This window comes from Corallococcus caeni, from assembly GCF_036245865.1.
Taxonomy (GTDB): Bacteria; Myxococcota; Myxococcia; order Myxococcales; family Myxococcaceae; genus Corallococcus; species Corallococcus caeni.
Genome location: NZ_BTTW01000006.1, coordinates 601,091 through 616,755, shown reverse-complemented (window position 1 = coordinate 616,755; position 15,665 = coordinate 601,091). Strand labels below are relative to the sequence as shown.

Annotated in this window: 11 protein-coding genes; 4 read left to right on the top strand and 7 right to left on the bottom strand. The window is 72.1% G+C overall.

The features are described from left to right. Window positions 1–319: 319 nt before the first annotated feature. From AABA78_RS26755 to AABA78_RS26730, 6 genes are all read right to left on the bottom strand, one after another. Entirely contained in the window at window positions 320–1,279 is a 960-nt protein-coding gene (locus tag AABA78_RS26755; RefSeq protein WP_338267058.1) for a sigma-70 family RNA polymerase sigma factor, read from the bottom strand. A 1,002-nt stretch (window positions 1,280–2,281) separates the two neighbouring features. Further along, window positions 2,282–3,586: a phytoene desaturase family protein gene (locus tag AABA78_RS26750; RefSeq protein WP_338267057.1), complete on the bottom strand. Its 1,305-nt coding sequence runs from the start codon at window positions 3,584–3,586 to the stop codon at window positions 2,282–2,284. Window positions 3,587–3,748: 162 nt separating this feature from the next. Continuing rightward, window positions 3,749–6,775, bottom strand: coding sequence for an efflux RND transporter permease subunit (locus AABA78_RS26745; protein ID WP_338267055.1), 3,027 nt, complete (start codon window positions 6,773–6,775; stop codon window positions 3,749–3,751). Further along, entirely contained in the window at window positions 6,772–7,845 is a 1,074-nt protein-coding gene (locus AABA78_RS26740; RefSeq protein ID WP_338267053.1) for an efflux RND transporter periplasmic adaptor subunit, read from the bottom strand. Before AABA78_RS26740 ends, AABA78_RS26745 begins: the two co-directional genes overlap by 4 nt. Continuing rightward, entirely contained in the window at window positions 7,835–9,031 is a 1,197-nt protein-coding gene (locus tag AABA78_RS26735) for a TolC family protein (protein ID WP_338267050.1), read from the bottom strand. The genes AABA78_RS26740 and AABA78_RS26735 overlap by 11 nt, the downstream gene beginning before the upstream one ends. 247 nt (window positions 9,032–9,278) lie before the next feature. Next, the gene (locus AABA78_RS26730; protein ID WP_338267047.1) at window positions 9,279–9,746 is read right to left on the bottom strand and encodes an Lrp/AsnC family transcriptional regulator; all 468 of its coding nucleotides are present in this window, start codon (window positions 9,744–9,746) and stop codon (window positions 9,279–9,281) included. Window positions 9,747–9,810: 64 nt separating this feature from the next. Between AABA78_RS26730 and AABA78_RS26725 the strand changes: the two genes are divergently transcribed. Both AABA78_RS26725 and AABA78_RS26720 read left to right on the top strand, forming a co-directional pair. Further along, a complete protein-coding gene (locus tag AABA78_RS26725) occupies window positions 9,811–11,925 on the top strand; it encodes a M3 family metallopeptidase (protein ID WP_370469485.1) in 2,115 nt (704 codons plus the stop codon). A gap of 5 nt (window positions 11,926–11,930) precedes the next feature. After that, window positions 11,931–12,323 (top strand): VOC family protein, encoded by a 393-nt coding sequence (locus tag AABA78_RS26720; RefSeq protein WP_338267045.1) that lies wholly within the window; start codon window positions 11,931–11,933, stop codon window positions 12,321–12,323. A gap of 8 nt (window positions 12,324–12,331) precedes the next feature. Here the strand turns inward: AABA78_RS26720 and AABA78_RS26715 are convergent, their stop codons facing one another. Further along, window positions 12,332–13,174: a helix-turn-helix transcriptional regulator gene (locus AABA78_RS26715; protein WP_338267043.1), complete on the bottom strand. Its 843-nt coding sequence runs from the start codon at window positions 13,172–13,174 to the stop codon at window positions 12,332–12,334. Window positions 13,175–13,324: 150 nt separating this feature from the next. On the opposite strand from AABA78_RS26715, the gene AABA78_RS26710 reads away from it, so the two are divergent. Beyond that, a complete protein-coding gene (locus AABA78_RS26710; protein WP_338267042.1) occupies window positions 13,325–14,062 on the top strand; it encodes an SDR family oxidoreductase in 738 nt (245 codons plus the stop codon). Between the two features lie 260 nt (window positions 14,063–14,322). Continuing rightward, a complete protein-coding gene (locus AABA78_RS26705; protein WP_338267040.1) occupies window positions 14,323–15,651 on the top strand; it encodes a reverse transcriptase family protein in 1,329 nt (442 codons plus the stop codon). The last annotated feature ends 14 nt before the right edge of the window (window positions 15,652–15,665 follow it).

The following is a 15,665-nucleotide window of genomic DNA, read 5'->3' as shown; positions in this document are numbered from 1 at the left end:
CCCCGAGGCCCGGCCTCACTGCCACTTGTAGACGAGGCTCCGCGCGTGGAGGCCCCCCACGGCCCCGTCGCCGGCCGCGGAGAGGTTCCGCGGCGCTTCCGGACCTTCCGCCAGGCCGAACAGGTCCACCGGTAGACACCATCCGACGCGACCAGCGCGCAGCTGTTCTTCGCGCTGCCCACGGAGAGCTGCTTGAGCGGCGGGCCCGAGGGCCCCGGCGTTGGCGCTCCAGCGCACGGACTTGATGGCCTCGCCCGAGGTGGTGGCCCGGAAGCGCTCCACCGAGCTTTCGACGGAGGGCCCCGCGCCGTGCTCCCGCTCAATCCGGCACGGGCACGCGCACGCCCGCGAGCTTCCGGTCCTCCAACACGGAATGCAGCGCGTGGATGCGTCCGGTCGCGTCCACGTCCACGCGAATCACGGTGCGCAGGGCCAACAGGGGATCCGCCCCCGGCGCGTACACCGACACCACGGCGGGCAGTCCGTTGAGCATCCGTACTTCCCACGCCTTCGGCGGCCCCCGCATCTCCATCAGCCGGCGAAGGAAGAGGACGACGCGCTGTACCCCCACGATAGGCACCTGCGCGGCGCGCACCTTGCCGCCTCCGTCCGTCAGTGCGCGAACCTCCGAGGCCAGCAGCGCCTCCGCGGCGGCCACGTCTCCCGTCACCAACGCCCCCAGGAAGGCCTCCAGCGCGGCCCGCGTGCGCGCCTGCACGTCGCGAGTGGGAATGCAGCGTGCCTGGTCATACGAGGACATGGCGGACCGCGCGCGGTGGTGCACCACCTTCACGTTCGCTTCGCTCATGCGCAGCGCCTCGGCCACCTCCAGCACCGAGTAATCAAAGACATCGCGCAGCAGCAGCACCGCCCGCTGCTTGGGTGACAATGCCTCCAGCGCCAGGAGGAAGGCGAACGAGACGCTCTCCAGCAGCTCGTAGCGTCCCTCCGTCGAGCCGCCGCCCGGAAGACTCGCCTCCACTGAGGGAGGGACTTCGTCGTCGCCGGTCTCCACGGGCGAAGGCAGCCACGGTCCGATGTAGCCCTCGCGCCGTCGCCGCCGCAGGTGGTCCCGCGCCAGGTTCACCGCCACGCGCGTGAGCCAGGGCCGCAGGGTGTCCAGCCGCTCCGGCGGTGTCGCGAGCGCACGCGCATAGACCTCCTGCACCAGGTCATCCGCGTCCGCGGCCACGCCCGTCATCCGGTAGCAGAGCCCCCAGAGGAAGCGCTCGTGCTCGCGTGCGGCCTGTCCCAGTGCTCCTCGCGCCTGTGAGTCCATCCCCGTTCAAGCCTCCACCGCGGCGGAAGGACGCCTCCAGGCCCAGGCCCTCGGACATCCCCGCTGTCCCCATGAATGAGAAGGTGAGAACCCGGTTGGGCCTCCCCGTCAACGCCACATCACACGAACCGGTCCGACAGTCGGACCAGTTGGCAGAGCCGCCCTGGCCGGGCCTCCGCGCCATCTGGACAGCGCGAACCTGTCCGACAGTCGGACCAATAGGGAGCACCGCCCTGGCCGGGAGCCTCCGCGCCATCCGGACAACGCGAACCTGTCCGACAAGCGGACGGGTTGGGAGCACCGCCCTGGCTGGTGAGCCTCCGTGCCATCTGGACAACCGGAACCGGTCCGACAAGCGGACCAATAGAGAGCACCGCCCTGGCCGAGGCTCCCGCTCCATCCGGGCCCCGGAAACCGGTCCGACTGTCGGACCAGTTGGGTGAGCCGCCCTGGCCAGGGGCCTCCGCTCCATCCGGGTCCCGCAAACCGGTCCGACTGTCGGACCAGTTGGGTGAGCCGCCCTGGCCGGGGCCGCCGCTCCATCCGGGCCGCCGAAACTTGTCCGACTGTCGGACCAGTTGGGAGAGCCTCCCCGGCCGGGGCTTCCGCTCCATCCGGGCCGTCGAAACTTGTCCGACAGTTGGACCAGTTGGGAGAGCCACCCCGGCCGGGGCTCCCGCTCCATCCAGGCCCCGGAAACTGGTCCGACTGTCGGACCAGTCGGGAGAACCGCCCTGGCCAGGGGCCTCCGCTCGATCCGGGTCGCCGAAACTTGTCCGACAGTCGGACAGGTTGGGAGCACCGCCCTGGCCGGGGCTCCCGCTTCATCCGGGCCCCGGAAACCGGTCCGACAGTCGGACAAGTTGAGCCCGCGTCGGGCAAGGAGGTGTCCCGCCTGAAGGTCCGAGGGCCTGGCGCCTGCGCGTCCATGCGGTGCGAGTTCTCGCGGCGATGAGGCGGCTCCCCCGCAGGGCGCCCTTCCCTGCTGTGCGTTCATCCGGCTCAAGCTCCCGCAGCACGACGCCGGGGCGTCGCGATGCGTTGCACTAGCGCCTGCTCCACGGCCTCGGCGCTCGCGAGTGATGCGTCCGCGAGCATGCCCTCCGCGCCAACCCAGTCGCCCACGCGGAACAGCCCTCCGACGTGCGGCACCTCCACCGGGGGACGCCCGGTCAACCCGCCCTTCGCGGCCTGGGGCAGGCCGCCGCTGACGGTGAGCGACGGACGGAAGCGCCGCGCCACCACCTTCGCGCGCCAACCCGGCTGGAGCGCATCCATCACGGCTTCCAGCTCAGTCTCGCGGCACTCCGTGTCCGCGCCGCCCAGGTACTTCGCCACGTGCACCATCGCGCCGCCTGCCGGGGCCAGCTTCGCGGAGGCCGAATGCACCGACGCGTACCAGGGCCCGTCCACCCCGAGCGCGAAGAACGCATCCGGCCTGGGCAGCGCCGACAATCCCAACTCCAGCGTCGCCGCCTGGATGGGCACCGCCTCCCGCGCCTCCCGAGCCAGCACCGCGTCCCCAGGCACGAGCGCCGCCACGTCCGCGGGACTGCCCGCCAGCACCACCGCGTCCGCACGGTGCACCGTGCCGTCCGCGAGCCGCACACCTTCGACCCGCGTGTCCCCGTCCTGAAGAACGACGGCCTCCACCCGTGTGGACAGCTCCAGCCGGACGCCGGCCTCGCGCCCCAGATGCTCCACCGCGTCCACCAGCGTGCTCCAGCCTCCGTCCACGTACAGCACGTTCGCGGCGGTCGCGCACTGGAGCTGCTTCAGTGCCGCCTCCGCGCTGAGGGCTTCCAGATCCGCGCAGTACGACGCCACACGCACCAGCGCCGCGATGAACGCCTGGCTGTCCTTTCGCGTCAGGCGCGTCTCCAGCCACTGCCGCATCGGCATGGGCCCCAGCGGCCCTGTGTCGATACGGGCCAACCCCGCCAGCAGCTTCGCCACCTCCAGCTTCCCGGCGAGCGACAGCACGTCCGTCGTCATGAGCGTCACCGGCCCGCGAGGCAGCGTGTGCAGCCGGCCCGCGAGCAGCGCGTGGGAGCCCGTCGGCACCGGAACACCGCCCTGGGGCTTCACGCCCAGGCGCTCCAGCACCCGCAGCGCCGCGCCCGCCCGGTACAGGGCATGCGGCCCCAGGTTGAAGCGGAAGCCCTCCACCTCCGTCGTCCGCGCCCGCCCGCCCAGGTACTTCGAGCGTTCGTACAACGTCACCTCGAGGCCACCGCGCGCCAGCAACGCCGCCGCCGTGAGCCCGCCCAACCCTCCGCCCACCACGGCCACCTTCATCGCCTGCATGTCCGTCCTCCGTCCCGGCGCCCGGCGCATTCCGGGCATCCAACGGCCACCACGAAGGAGGAAGGCGAAAGGTTACAGCGCGGGGCGCGGAGGCGCTCGGTGACGCCCGGGACGCGACGAGCGCCCCCAGGCCACCAACGATGGAGGAGCCCTCCCCTGCCATCAACTCTTCGCGGCGGTCGCATGCCGACGCACCAGCACGTACGCCGCCGGCAGTCCCACCAACACCGTCAACGTGGACAGGGAGAGGCCCCCCAGCACGGTGATGGCCAGCGGCCGTTGCAGCTCACCGCCCTCGCCCAGGCCGAGCGCGAGCGGGACGAGCCCCAGCAGCGTCGCCAGCGTCGTCATGAGGATGGGGCGCAGGCGCACGGTGGTGGCGTGACCCACGGCTTCAGCGGCGGACAGCCCTTCGGCGCGTCCCGCCTCCGCACGGTCAAGCAAGAGGATGCCGTTCTTCACGACGAGCCCGACGAGCAGGATGCAACCCATCAACGAGGAGACGTTGAGCGGCGTGCTGGTGAGCCGCAGGCAGGCGACCCCCGCCGCGAGCGCCACGGGGACCGCGCCCAGGATGAGCAGCGGGAGCACGACCCCGCGAAAGTGGAAGGTCAACACCAGGAAGACGCCCAGCGCGGCCAGCAGCAACACGAGCACGAGGGCATGGAAGGACTCGCGCTGGCTCTCACGCTGACCGCCCAGCCGCACCTCCACCCCTGCTGGAGGCTTCAGCGTGGCGAGCCGCGCCTCCACGTCCGTGGTGACACTGCCCAGGTCCCGCGCCTCCAGCCGCCCCGTCACCGCCACCAGCGGACGCAGGTTGTCCGCGAGCAACTCCGCGGGCTGGCACTCCTGGCGCACGCGCGCCACCTGCGTCAGCGGCACCACTCCCCCCGAAGCGGTCCGCAGGCGCACCCGCTGGAGCACCTGGGGATCCAGGCGGTCGGCGTCACGCAGCCGCACGCGCACGTCCACCGGCCGGCCCTCGCGGGGAATCGTCCCGACGACCTCGCCCAACAGCGCGGACCGGACCTGTGCCGACACGTCCCGCGTCGTCAGGCCCAGCCGCCCCGCCTGGATCAGGTCCACTTCCACGTGGGCCTCCGGAGTGCAGCCGGAGACCCCGTCGAACAGGTCCACCAGGCCCGGGATGTCCCGCAGGGCTTCGGCGACGCGTGGCGCGAACTCCCGCAGCACCTGGACGTCCGGCCCCAGCAGCTTGACCTCGACGGGATCCGGCGCGCCTTCCAGGTCGGAGAGCACGTCCTGCAGCAGCTCGACGAACTCCAGCCGGACGCCGGGAAGGGCGGCTTCCGCTCGCGTGCGCGTCGCCTCGATGATGTCCGGGCCGTGGCGCGTCCGCTGGGGGGAGAGCGACACGGTCAGGTCGCCACGCGAGGACTCGGTGGCCGCCGGTGGCCCCAGCTCCGCGCCCAGGCGACGGCTGGTGCCCAGGACCTCCGGGATCTCCGCGACGACCGCCTCCAGGGCCTGCCCCAGCCGGTCCGCCTCCGCGACCGAGGTGCCCGTCGGCGTGAAGTAGTCCACGACGAACGCGCCCTCGTCCAGCTCCGGCAGGAACCCGGTCCCCACGCCCCGGCCCAGCAGGGCCAGCAGCGCGGTGACGAGCGCCACCGCGGCCACCAGCGTTCCCGGCCGCCTACGCCACTGCGAGAGGATGCGCTCCGGGACGGCGGGCTCGGGCGCGTGATGGCCGCCGGGCGCGGCGAGCAGCCATCCGCACAGCAGCGGCGTCAGCGTGACGGCCAACACCCAGGAGATCAGCACGGCGGCGCACAGCGTGAACGCCAGCGCGGAGAAGAACTGGCCCGACACGCCCGGCAGCAGCGACAGCGGCGTGAAGACCACGACCGTGGTGAGGGTGGAGTTGGTGACGGGCCAGGCGATTTCCCGCAGCGCCTCCGCGGTCGCGGCCCACCGCTCCATCCCCGCCGCCACCCGGCGGTACACGGCTTCCACCACGACCACGGCGTCGTCCACCACCAACCCGATGGCCACCGCCAGCCCGCCCAGCGACATGAGGTTGAGCGTCCTGCCCGTGAGCCAGAGCGCGCCAATCGTCATCGCCAGGGTGGCCGGGAGCACCACCGCCGCGGCCGTCATGGCCCGCCAGGAGCGCAGGAAGAGGCCCACGACCGCGAGCGTGAGCACCCCGCCGAGGATGACCTCGTCCCGCACGTGGGCCACGGACCGGGCGATGAGCCCGGCCTGATCATACGAGACCTCGATGGCGATGCCCGGCGGCAGTCCCGCTCGCACCCGTTCGAGCTCCGCGTTTATCTCTCGCGCCAGGGTGACGGCATCCGCCCCTGGCCGTCGGCCCACGTTGACGAGCACCGCGGGCCTGCCGTTCGCATACGTCAGGGAGAGCCGGTCCGCATGCCCCTCCTGGATCCGCGCGACGTCGCCCAGCCGCACGGGCGCCTCGGGCGTCCCGCCCACGACGAGCGCCGCCAGCTGGTCCGGGGAGTCCACCGGCCCCTGCACCATCACCAGCGCCTGCTGGTAGTGCACGTCCAGGCGGCCCGCCGGTTCGAGCAGGAGCGTGCCGCCCACCTGGGTGGCGAGCGTGGGCAGGTCCAGCTTCGCCTGCTCCAGCCGCTGTGCGTCCACGGTGATGAGGAGCTCGCGCACGTCGCCGCCGACCACGTCCACGCGCCCCACGCCCGCGAGGCCCGCCAGGCCTGGACGCAGCGTCCGCAGGGCGAACTCGCGCAGCCGGGCGGGGTCCGCCGTGCCGGTGACGGCGAGGGTCTGGATGGGAAAGGACGACGGGGTGAGCCGCTCGGCGGAGAGCGTTGCGTCCGGGGGCAGTGCGTTCTGCACCTCCGCGAGCCGGGCATTGACGAGCCCCAGCGCCTGCTCCATGTCCGTGTTCGAGTCGAACCAGAGCGAGATCTCCGCGGCCGCGCGGATGGTCCGGGAGCGCACCTGCCGCACGCCGATGACGGTGGACAGCGCATCCTCCACCGGGCCGGTCACGGACAGCCGCAGGGTCTGCGCGCTGGCGCCATTCAGCGTCGCGGCGACGACGATTCGCGGAAAGGTCACCTCCGGGTAGAGCCCCACGGGCAGCCGGGTCGCCCCGAACACTCCCGCCAACGTCAGCGCCGCCAGCAGCACCACAACCCCGGGCGCGTTGCGCCGCAGCAGCGTCAGCCACGTCACCGCAGGACCTCCACCCCGGCGTCATCCGGCAGGGAGTAGCCCCCTTCCACGACGACAGGCTCGCCCACCGCGAGCGGCCCCTGGACGACGGCCACGCCCTCGTCCTCGGAGACGACCTGGACCGGCACCCGGTGGACCCGCCCGTCCCCGAGCCGCGCGACCGCGAGGCCTCCATCCTCCCGTGGCAGGAGCGCCGATGACGGCACGGCCAGCGCGCTGCCCAGCGACGCCAGGACGAGGTGGGCCTTCGCGGTCGCGCCCAGGCGCAGCTCCCCGCGCGGGTTGGCGAAGCGCAGGCGGATCAGCACGTTGCCGCTCTGCGGATCCACGGCGGGGGACACCGCGGCGACCTCGCCCTCGCGGGCACCGTCCAGCCCGACGACGGTGAGGGTCGCGCGTTGACCGGGTTGGACCGCCGCGGCCTCCTGCTGGGTGACGTATGCCCGCAGCTCCAGCGGGTCCGTCGCGGAGACCTGGAGCACGGGGGGATTCGCGCCCTCCACCATTTCACCCTGCCGCACCCCGATGGCCGTCACGACACCGTCGAAGGGGGCCTGCAGCGAGGTGCGCCCCACGCCGCGCCGGGCCAACTCCAGGGCGCTCCGGGCCCGGGCCTCGGTGGCACGGGCGGCGGCCTCCGCGCTGCGGTCCTGCTCCGCGTCCTGACGGGCCGCGACGCCGTGCTCGGCCAGGACGTCCGTGCGCGCGCGCTTCTCCTTCGCGGCGTCGAGCGCAGAGCTGGCTTCGCGCAGGGCGGCCTCCGCCTGCTGGAGCTCGGCGGTGGCGTCGAGCGGGTCCACCTGGGCCAGGACCTCGCCCGCGCGCACGCGGTCCCCTTCCGCCACGCGCAAGAGCGACAGCCGGCCGGGCACCCGCGGTGAGAGCCGGACCTCGCGCCCGGGCGGCGCCGCCAGCAGGCCCGCGACGCGCAGCCCGCGCACGGCCTGCCCCGGAGCCACGGGGACGACACGGACGCGCGGAAGGGGCGGCGCGGCTTCTTCGGGCGACGTCCGCTGACAGCCCACGCCGGAGGCGAAGAGACAGGCGAGCAGCGCGAGTCTAGGGCTCATCGAGGGGCACCCCTGCGGCGAGTTCGAGGTCCGCGAACGCGGACTGGGCGGCGAAGGCGGCTTCAATGGCCTGCGTCCGCGTCTCCGTGGCCGTCTGGAGCGCGGCGTTGAGCGCCACCCGGGGACTGCGGCCCACGCGATAGGACTCCAGGGCCATGCCCTCCGTCTTCTCCACGGCGGGGAGGATCTCCTCCGTGTAGCGCGCGAGTCCCGCCAGGGCGGCGGACAGGCGCGCATGGTTGGAGACGAGCTCCGTCCACCGGGAACGCCGCTCCTCGTTCTGGCGGGCGCGCGCGAGCTCCAGCGAGGCCGCGGCGCGGACCGTCTCTCCGCGTCCCAGGCCTGGGAGGAAGAGGTCCAGGTCGAGCGCGCCGCGAAGATACGTGCTGCGCCCCCCAGGACCATCCGCTTCCACGAAGACCCCCACCGTGGGAGTGGGCCACCGCTCCCGCCGTGACGCCCGCAGGGTGGCCTCGGCCGCCGACACCTCGCCCTGACGTGCCTCGGCGGCGGGGGACCGCGCGCCCACGGCCAGCACGGCCTCCAGTGAAGGCAGGGTGGGCGGGGGCTCGTCCACCGGCTCCAGCGCCGCACCCGGTGGCCGGCCCAACAGCAGGGCCAGCGCCGCCGTGGCGGCGGCGAGTTCCCCCTGGCGGGTCAGCCATTGGACTTCGGCGGAGCCCCTCGCGATGCGGGCCTGGAGCAGGTCCAGCTCCGGGGCCGCGCCGGTTTCGAAGAGCAGCACCGCGGCGGCCTCCGACTCGCGCGCGAGCGCCAGTGCGCGTGCGGAGGTCTCCAGGAGCTGGCGGGCGCGCACCAGGGAGAAGTAGGCACGCCGCGCATCCGCCCGGGCCGTGGCCTCGCTCGCGCGGCGCTCGTCCGCGGCACCGCGGGTCGTCAACTCCGCGGCGAGCACCCGGGCCGCCCGGGCCCCCGGGGCCGGAAGTCTCTGGGCCAGCCCCACGGTCCACCGGGGATCATTTCCTCCGCCCCCCACTGACAGGGTCAACGGGGAGAAGGTCCGGGCGAGTTCTTCTTCCCCGCGGGCCACGGCTTCCTGCGCTCGGGCCTGTGCGAGCGCAGGAGCCTGACTCCTGGCTTCGAGGAGCGCCGAGCGCAGCGTGAGCGGCTCCCCCAGCGCGGTGCCGCCACACAGCAGCAGCAGGGTGACGACCCCGGAAGGCATTGCACTCCCGTGCCACATCGAAGGTCAGCCCTCCCGACAGCCATCATCGACGCGGGCCGCGCCTTCCGGGGCATGCAGCGTGCTGCCCTAAAGTCGAAGGACGTGTCAGCCGGGTAGCGATTCCTTCCCGGCACGGCCGCGACACATCTTGCGGTGTCGGGCCTGCAACCGTGAGCGCATGAGAAAAGCCTCATCCGCGCCCCAGACGGATTTCATGCGCTCCGGTGGAGACGGCGCACCGTGACGCTCAAGCGCCGCGGTCGACCGGCAGCCCCGAGCGCGCGAAGGAGAACACCAGCGACGTCTCGATGCGGCTCACCTCCGGACGGCTGGTGAAGGACTGGATGGTGAGCACTCGCAGGTGCTCCGTGTCCCGACACACGACGTGCACCAGGAAGTCCGTCGTCCCGCCCAGGCAGTAGACGGCCACCGTCTCCGGCAGCGAGCGCAGGTGGTCACCGATGCTGCCGAACGCCTCCCCCACGTGGAGCCGGAGCTGCACGGCGATGAGCGCCTGGAGCCCCAGCCCCAGCGAGCGCGCATCCAGGTCCGCGCGATAGGACTTGATGACTCCGTCCGTCTCCAGCCGCTTCACCCGCGCGAGGCACGACGAGGGGGCCAGCCCCACGCGCGCGGCCAGCTCCTTGTTGGACAGCCGTGCATTGTTCTGGAGGGCCTCCAGAATCTCGCGATCGATTCGGTCGAGTGCGGCCATTGGAGGCTCCCGGGCGAATTCCATTCGATGGATGCCACTCAATCCTGACCCTTATTCTGTCCGCATGCCACGACACGGAATCGCAGCATGCCTCCTCCTCCTGGCGGCCACGGCCTTCGCGGGCCCTGCGCCGTCGCCGGATGTCCTGCTCGCGCCCTGGTCCGGGCCCCATGGGGGCGTGCCCCCGTTCGACCGCGCGCGGGTCGAGGACTTCGCGCCAGCGCTCGAAGCCGCCATGGCGCAGGCACGCAGCGAACTCGCCGCCATCGCGGACGCGAAGGAGCCGCCCACGTTCGAGAACACCGTCGCCGCGCTGGAGGACTCGGGCCGCGCGTTCAACCGCGTCTACGAGGTCTACAACGCGTGGTCCTCGTTCATGAGTTCACCGGAGTACCAGGCCGTGGAACGCGCGATGGCGCCCCGGCTGTCGGCGTTCTGGGATGAGCCTTCCCAGAACCGGAAGCTCTTCCGCCGCGTCAAGGCGGTCCGGGACTCGGCCGCGAAGGCGAAGCTGACGCCGGAGCAGCAGCGCGTCGTGGCGTACTACTGCGACGACTTCGTGCGCTCGGGCGCACTGCTGGACGCGACGGGTTCGAAGCGAATGGCCGCGCTCAACCAGAAGCTCGCTACGCTCTACACGACGTTCAACCAGAACGTGCTCGCAGACGAGAAGCGCTACACCCTCCTGGAGAGCGAGGCGGACCTCGCGGGCCTGCCGGAGCCGCTGAGGAAGGCCGCGGCGGCCGAGGCCACCGCGCGCGGACAGCCGGGGAAGTGGGCCGTGGCCAACACCCGCTCGGCGGTGGCGGACTTCCTCACGTACTCGGAGCGGAGGGAGCTGCGCGAGAAGGTGTGGCGCAACTACGACAGCCGGGGTGACCACGGCGACGCGCACGACAACAACGCCGTCATCACGCAAATCCTCGCGGCGCGCGCGGAGCAGGCGAAGCTCATGGGCTTCCCCACCCACGCGCACCGGCAACTCACAAGCGCCATGGTGAAGACTCCCGAGCGCGCGCTGCGGCTGCTGGAGACGATGTGGAAGCCCGCCGTCGCGCGCGTGCGCGAAGAGGTCACCGCGATGGCTGCCATTGCCCGAAGCCAGGGCCAGCAGGAGCCCATCACCCCCTGGGACTACCGCTACTACGCGGAGAAGGTGCGCAAGCAGGCGTATGACTTCGACGACAGCGAGGTGAAGCCCTACCTCCAGCTGGAGAGCCTGCGCGAAGGCATGTTCTGGGTGGCGGGTGAGCTCTTCGGCCTCACCTTCACGCCCGCGCCGGGCGTGCCCGTCTTCCACCCGGACGTGCGCGTCTTCGCGGTGAAGGATCGCGAGAGCGGCCGGGAGCGGGGGCTCCTGTACTTCGACCCCTACGCACGGGAGGGCAAGTACAACGGAGGGCAGACGGAGACGTACCGCGTCCAGGAGCGCTTCCGGGGCGAGGTGCCGGCCCTGGTGACCATCAGCATGCCCTTCGTGAAGCCGGCGGCCGGAAGCCCCGCGCTGCTGGGCTGGCGCGACGCGCAGACGCTGTTCCACGAGTTCGGCCATGCGGTGCACACGCTGAGCGGGGACGTGACCTGGCCGGCGCTCGGAGGCAGCCGCGTGGTGAGCGACTACTCGGAGTTCCCCTCCAAGCTGTTCGAGCACTGGCTCTCCACGCCGGAGGTGCTGGGCCGCTTCGCGGTGCATCACGCGACGGGCCAGCCCATGCCCCAGGCGCTCGTGGCTCGCATCCAGAAGGCGGCGACGTTCAACCAGGGCTTCTACACCGTGGACTACCTGACCTCCGCGCTGGTGGAGATGAAGCTGCACCTGGCGGGCGCGAAGCGCATCGACCCGGACGCGTTCGAGCGCGACGTGCTCCGCCAGCTCGGCGCGCCGGCGGAGGTCGGCATGCGCTTCCGCATGCCCCATTTCGGGCACGTCTTCGCCAGCAACGGCTACTCGGCGGGCTACTACCGCTACCTCTGGGCGGACATGCTGGCGGCGGACGCATTCGAGGCCTTCCAGGAAGGCGGAGGTGCCTACGACGCGAAGGTGGCCGCGCGGCTGCGCGAGCACGTCCTGTCGGTGGGCAACACCGTGGACCCGTTCGTGGGCTACCGGCTGTTTCGTGGAAAGGACGCGAGCCTCGACGCCCTGATGCGCGAGCGAGGCTTCTCGCCCCTAGACTGAAGCCCATGCTCGACCACACAGGCATCGGAGTCGCCGACGTCGCCCGTTCGGCCCGCTTCTACGACGCGGCGCTGGGGGCGCTCGGCCTCCGCCGCGCCATGCAGCTTCCCGCGGACAGCGGAGCGGATGGCATTGGCTACGGCCGGGAGTACCCCATCTTCTGGATCGACCGCTTCCATCCGCACAGCGTGAAGCAACACACGGCCTTCGCCGCCACGAGCCGCGCCCAGGTCGACGCCTTCCACGCGGCCGCGGTGGCGGCGGGAGGAACCGACAACGGCGCTCCCGGGCTGCGCGGCGTCGAAGCAGGCTATCCCGCCGGCTACTACGCCGCCTTCGTGCTCGACCCGGACGGCAACAACATCGAAGCGGTCTTCCGTCAGCCTCAAGGCGGATGAAGGCCGCCTCACCGCACGGCGCGCACGAACTGCCCCGGGGTGATGCCGACGATGCGCTTGAAGTGCCGGTTGAGCAGGCTCTGGTCATAGAGCCCGACCTGGAGCGCGACCTGCGAAGGCGGCTGCCCCTCTGACAGCAGCCGCTGGGCCCGCGAGATGCGCAGGTGGGTGAGGTACGCGTGGGGAGGCATGCCCATCGCCTCGCGGAAGGCTCGGCACAGGTGGAAGCGGTTCCAGCCCACCTGACGGGCCAGCGACTCCAGCGTGATGCCCTCCGGGATGGCCTCGTGCAGCGCCTCCACCACGCGCCGGACAGGCCAGCGGTAGCGCCGCTCCAGCGCGTCCGGCTGTCCCAGGCATTCCACCAGGGCGGAGAGGGCTTCGGTCAGGGCCGTCTGGAGCTCCAGGGCGGTGGACCGGCCCGCCAGGCTTTCGTCCAGCAGCGCGTGGAGGCGCACGAAGGCGGATGCCGTGGGCTGCTCCCGTTCGAGCTGGAGGTGGCGAAGGCGAGCGGAGGCCGGAGCGCCCAGGGCCTCGCGGGCTTCGGTGACGAGTGATTCGTCGAAGGCGACCGACTGGAACCGGGCGGGCCCATCGCGGCGCAGGTCCCGGTGCACTTCGCCCAACTGCTTGAGGTCGACCGTCCGGGGCGTGGAGGCGTGCACCCGGCCGCGGCCCCACCACTCCGAAAGGCCCCGCTGCGTCAGCGTCACCGAGAAGCGCTCCTTCACGGAGCGCAACAGCCGGCCATCGGTCCTGAAGCGCACCAGCTGTACGCCCGGCAGCTCCGGGAACAGGAAGGTCTGGACGGACAGCGGGCCATCCAGGACGTCGCGATGATGAGCGGGCACCGCCGGATCCTAACGCCGGCCCCTGCGCTGGCCTGGGCGAAGTGGCCTTGCCCGGCATGACAACAACGTCCAAGCCCGGCGTGGCTCCGGCCGGGTACGCCTGGATGGGAGTCCCGGCCATCCCCTCACCCCGCCGGGCAGGAAGGCGTCATGACAGGCATCCAGGACAAGGTCATTGCCATCACCGGAGCCAGCAGCGGCATTGGCGAGGCTGCGGCGCTGCTGCTCGCCGGGCGCGGGGCGAAGGTCGTGCTCGGCGCGCGCAGGCTGGAGCGGCTGGAGCCGCTGGTGGAGCGCATCACGAAGGCAGGCGGGCAAGCGCTCCTTGCACGGACGGACGTGACCCGGCGCGAGGACGTGGCCGGGCTCGTCCGGCTGGCCTGCGAGCGATACGGCAGGCTGGACGTCCTCATCAGCAACGCGGGCAGCCTCGCCACTTCGCCCCTGGACGAGCTGCGCGTCGACGACTGGGAGGCGCTGATCGACACCAACATCAAGGGCGTGCTGTATGGCATCGCCGCCGCGCTGCCCGTCTTCCGCAAGCAGGGCTTCGGGCATTTCATCAACACCGCGTCGACCTCGGCGCACCGGATCGTTCCCGGCCAGGCGGTCTATGCAGGGACGAAGTTCGCCGTGCGCGCCATCTCCGAAGGCCTGCGCCAGGAAGCAGGCGCAGCGCTGCGGGTGACGGTCATCTCACCGGGAATGACCCGGACGAACTTCCTCGAGCACGTGAAGGATCCGGAGACCCATGCGCGGTTCGCGGAGACGATGGAGAAGATCGCCATCGCGCCGGATGCGATTGCCCGCGCCATGGCCTTCGCCATCGAGCAGCCCGCCGACGTGGACGTGGGCGAGGTGATTGTCCGTCCCACGGCGCAGAACTGACCGGGCGAGAGGCCGCGAAGGCGTCCCGGCTCGACCCGGGCCCCGGCGGCCTGTACGGTTCCTCGCGTCATGCGGCGGTCTGGAAACCCAGCGGGTAGACGGTCCGTGGAGACACGGTCCCCTGCCTCTCCGGGGTACCCCCGGGGAATCATCTCAAGGAGCACTTCCCCACGCATGGCCGACCTCGCGGCAAGCCGCGACGCTGGCCACGCCAGACGGGACAGGTGGGACCGGGCCGCCGCATGGCGGAGGCGTGGCGCATGAGCGACCGGAACGTGGTGGCGAGGGCGCTCGCGTCCGCCTTCCTCGCGGCCCCCTGGAAGGTGTCCGGACTGGTCGCGAACGGGGCCGAGGTCGTGGGCGGCCGGTTTCCGTGGCTCGTGTCGCTCGCGAGGAGCACGCTGAGGTTCTTTCCCCGGCCACCGCACGACCGGCTGGAGCTGCTCGCGGAGCTGCTCGCGACACGGCCTGCGTTCAGGCAGGCCTGCGCGAATCCCACGGCGCCGGTGCGGCTGTCGCGCTGGATTTCAGCGGCCCCGCAGATGGGGCGCCAACCGTGGCCCGTTCCAGCCCTGCCCACCCAGGCGGACCTCGCGGACTGGTTGAAGCTGACGGGCGCCCAGCTGGACTGGCTCGCGGACGGGGCGGGCCTGGAGCACACGACTTCGCCAGGGCGATGGCGGCGCTATCGCTACACGTGGATTCCCAAACGCAGCGGCGGTGAGCGGCTTTTGGAGCAGCCCGGCGAAGCGCTCGCGAGGCTTCAGCGCAAGGTGCTTCACGGCATCCTGGACCTGATTCCCCCGCACGAAGCGGCGCACGGGTTTGTCCGGGGCCGGGGGATCCGCGGCTTCGTGGAACCGCATACCGGGCAGAGCGTCGTCGTGCGGCTGGACCTGGAGGACTTCTTCCTCTCCGTGCGGCCGCCCAGGGTCTGGGGCGTGTTCCGCGCCGCCGGGTATCCGGATGGAGTGGCGGGGGCGCTCGCGGGGCTCTGCACGAACCGGACGCCCGGGGCGGTGGTCGCCAAGGCCCGGAGGGCAGGCAGCGCCCGAGAGGTGGACACGCGCTGGCGGCTGGCGCGGAGGCTGGAGTCGCGTCACCTGCCGCAGGGAGCGCCAACGTCGCCCGCGCTCGCCAATCTCGCCGCGTACCGGCTCGACGTCCGGCTCTCCGCGCTCGCCAGGGCGCTGGGCGCGCGTTACACGCGCTACGCGGATGACCTGGCGTTCTCGGGAGGCGAAGCCCTGGGCAGGAGCGCCCGGCGCCTGCTCCAGTGCGTGCGCCGCATCGTGCGCGACGAGGGCTTCACCGTGCGCGAGGAGAAGACGCGGGTGATGTTCCAGGGCCACCAGCAGTGGCTCGCGGGCGTGGTGGTGAATGAACACCCCACCCTCCGCCGCACGGACCATGACCGGCTGAAAGCCATCCTGCACCTGTGCCGCACCCGGGGGCCGGCAAGCCAGAACACCCACGGCCATCCCGACTTCCGCGCGCACCTGCTCGGAAGGATTGCCTGGGTGACGCACCTGCACCCCGCCCGAGGCGCCCGGCTGCGCGCGCTCTTCGACCAGATCGTGTGGGATTGAAAGCCTGGTTAACC

Coding starts and splice junctions, on each gene's coding strand:
- AABA78_RS26755 (WP_338267058.1), bottom strand. CDS start 1,279: ATGGACTCACAGGCGCGAGGAGCACTGGGACAGGCCGCACGCGAGCAC.
- AABA78_RS26750 (WP_338267057.1), bottom strand. CDS start 3,586: ATGCAGGCGATGAAGGTGGCCGTGGTGGGCGGAGGGTTGGGCGGGCTC.
- AABA78_RS26740 (WP_338267053.1), bottom strand. CDS start 7,845: ATGAGCCCTAGACTCGCGCTGCTCGCCTGTCTCTTCGCCTCCGGCGTG.
- AABA78_RS26735 (WP_338267050.1), bottom strand. CDS start 9,031: ATGCCTTCCGGGGTCGTCACCCTGCTGCTGCTGTGTGGCGGCACCGCG.
- AABA78_RS26730 (WP_338267047.1), bottom strand. CDS start 9,746: ATGGCCGCACTCGACCGAATCGATCGCGAGATTCTGGAGGCCCTCCAG.
- AABA78_RS26725 (WP_370469485.1), top strand. CDS start 9,811: ATGCCACGACACGGAATCGCAGCATGCCTCCTCCTCCTGGCGGCCACG.
- AABA78_RS26720 (WP_338267045.1), top strand. CDS start 11,931: ATGCTCGACCACACAGGCATCGGAGTCGCCGACGTCGCCCGTTCGGCC.
- AABA78_RS26710 (WP_338267042.1), top strand. CDS start 13,325: ATGACAGGCATCCAGGACAAGGTCATTGCCATCACCGGAGCCAGCAGC.
- AABA78_RS26705 (WP_338267040.1), top strand. CDS start 14,323: ATGAGCGACCGGAACGTGGTGGCGAGGGCGCTCGCGTCCGCCTTCCTC.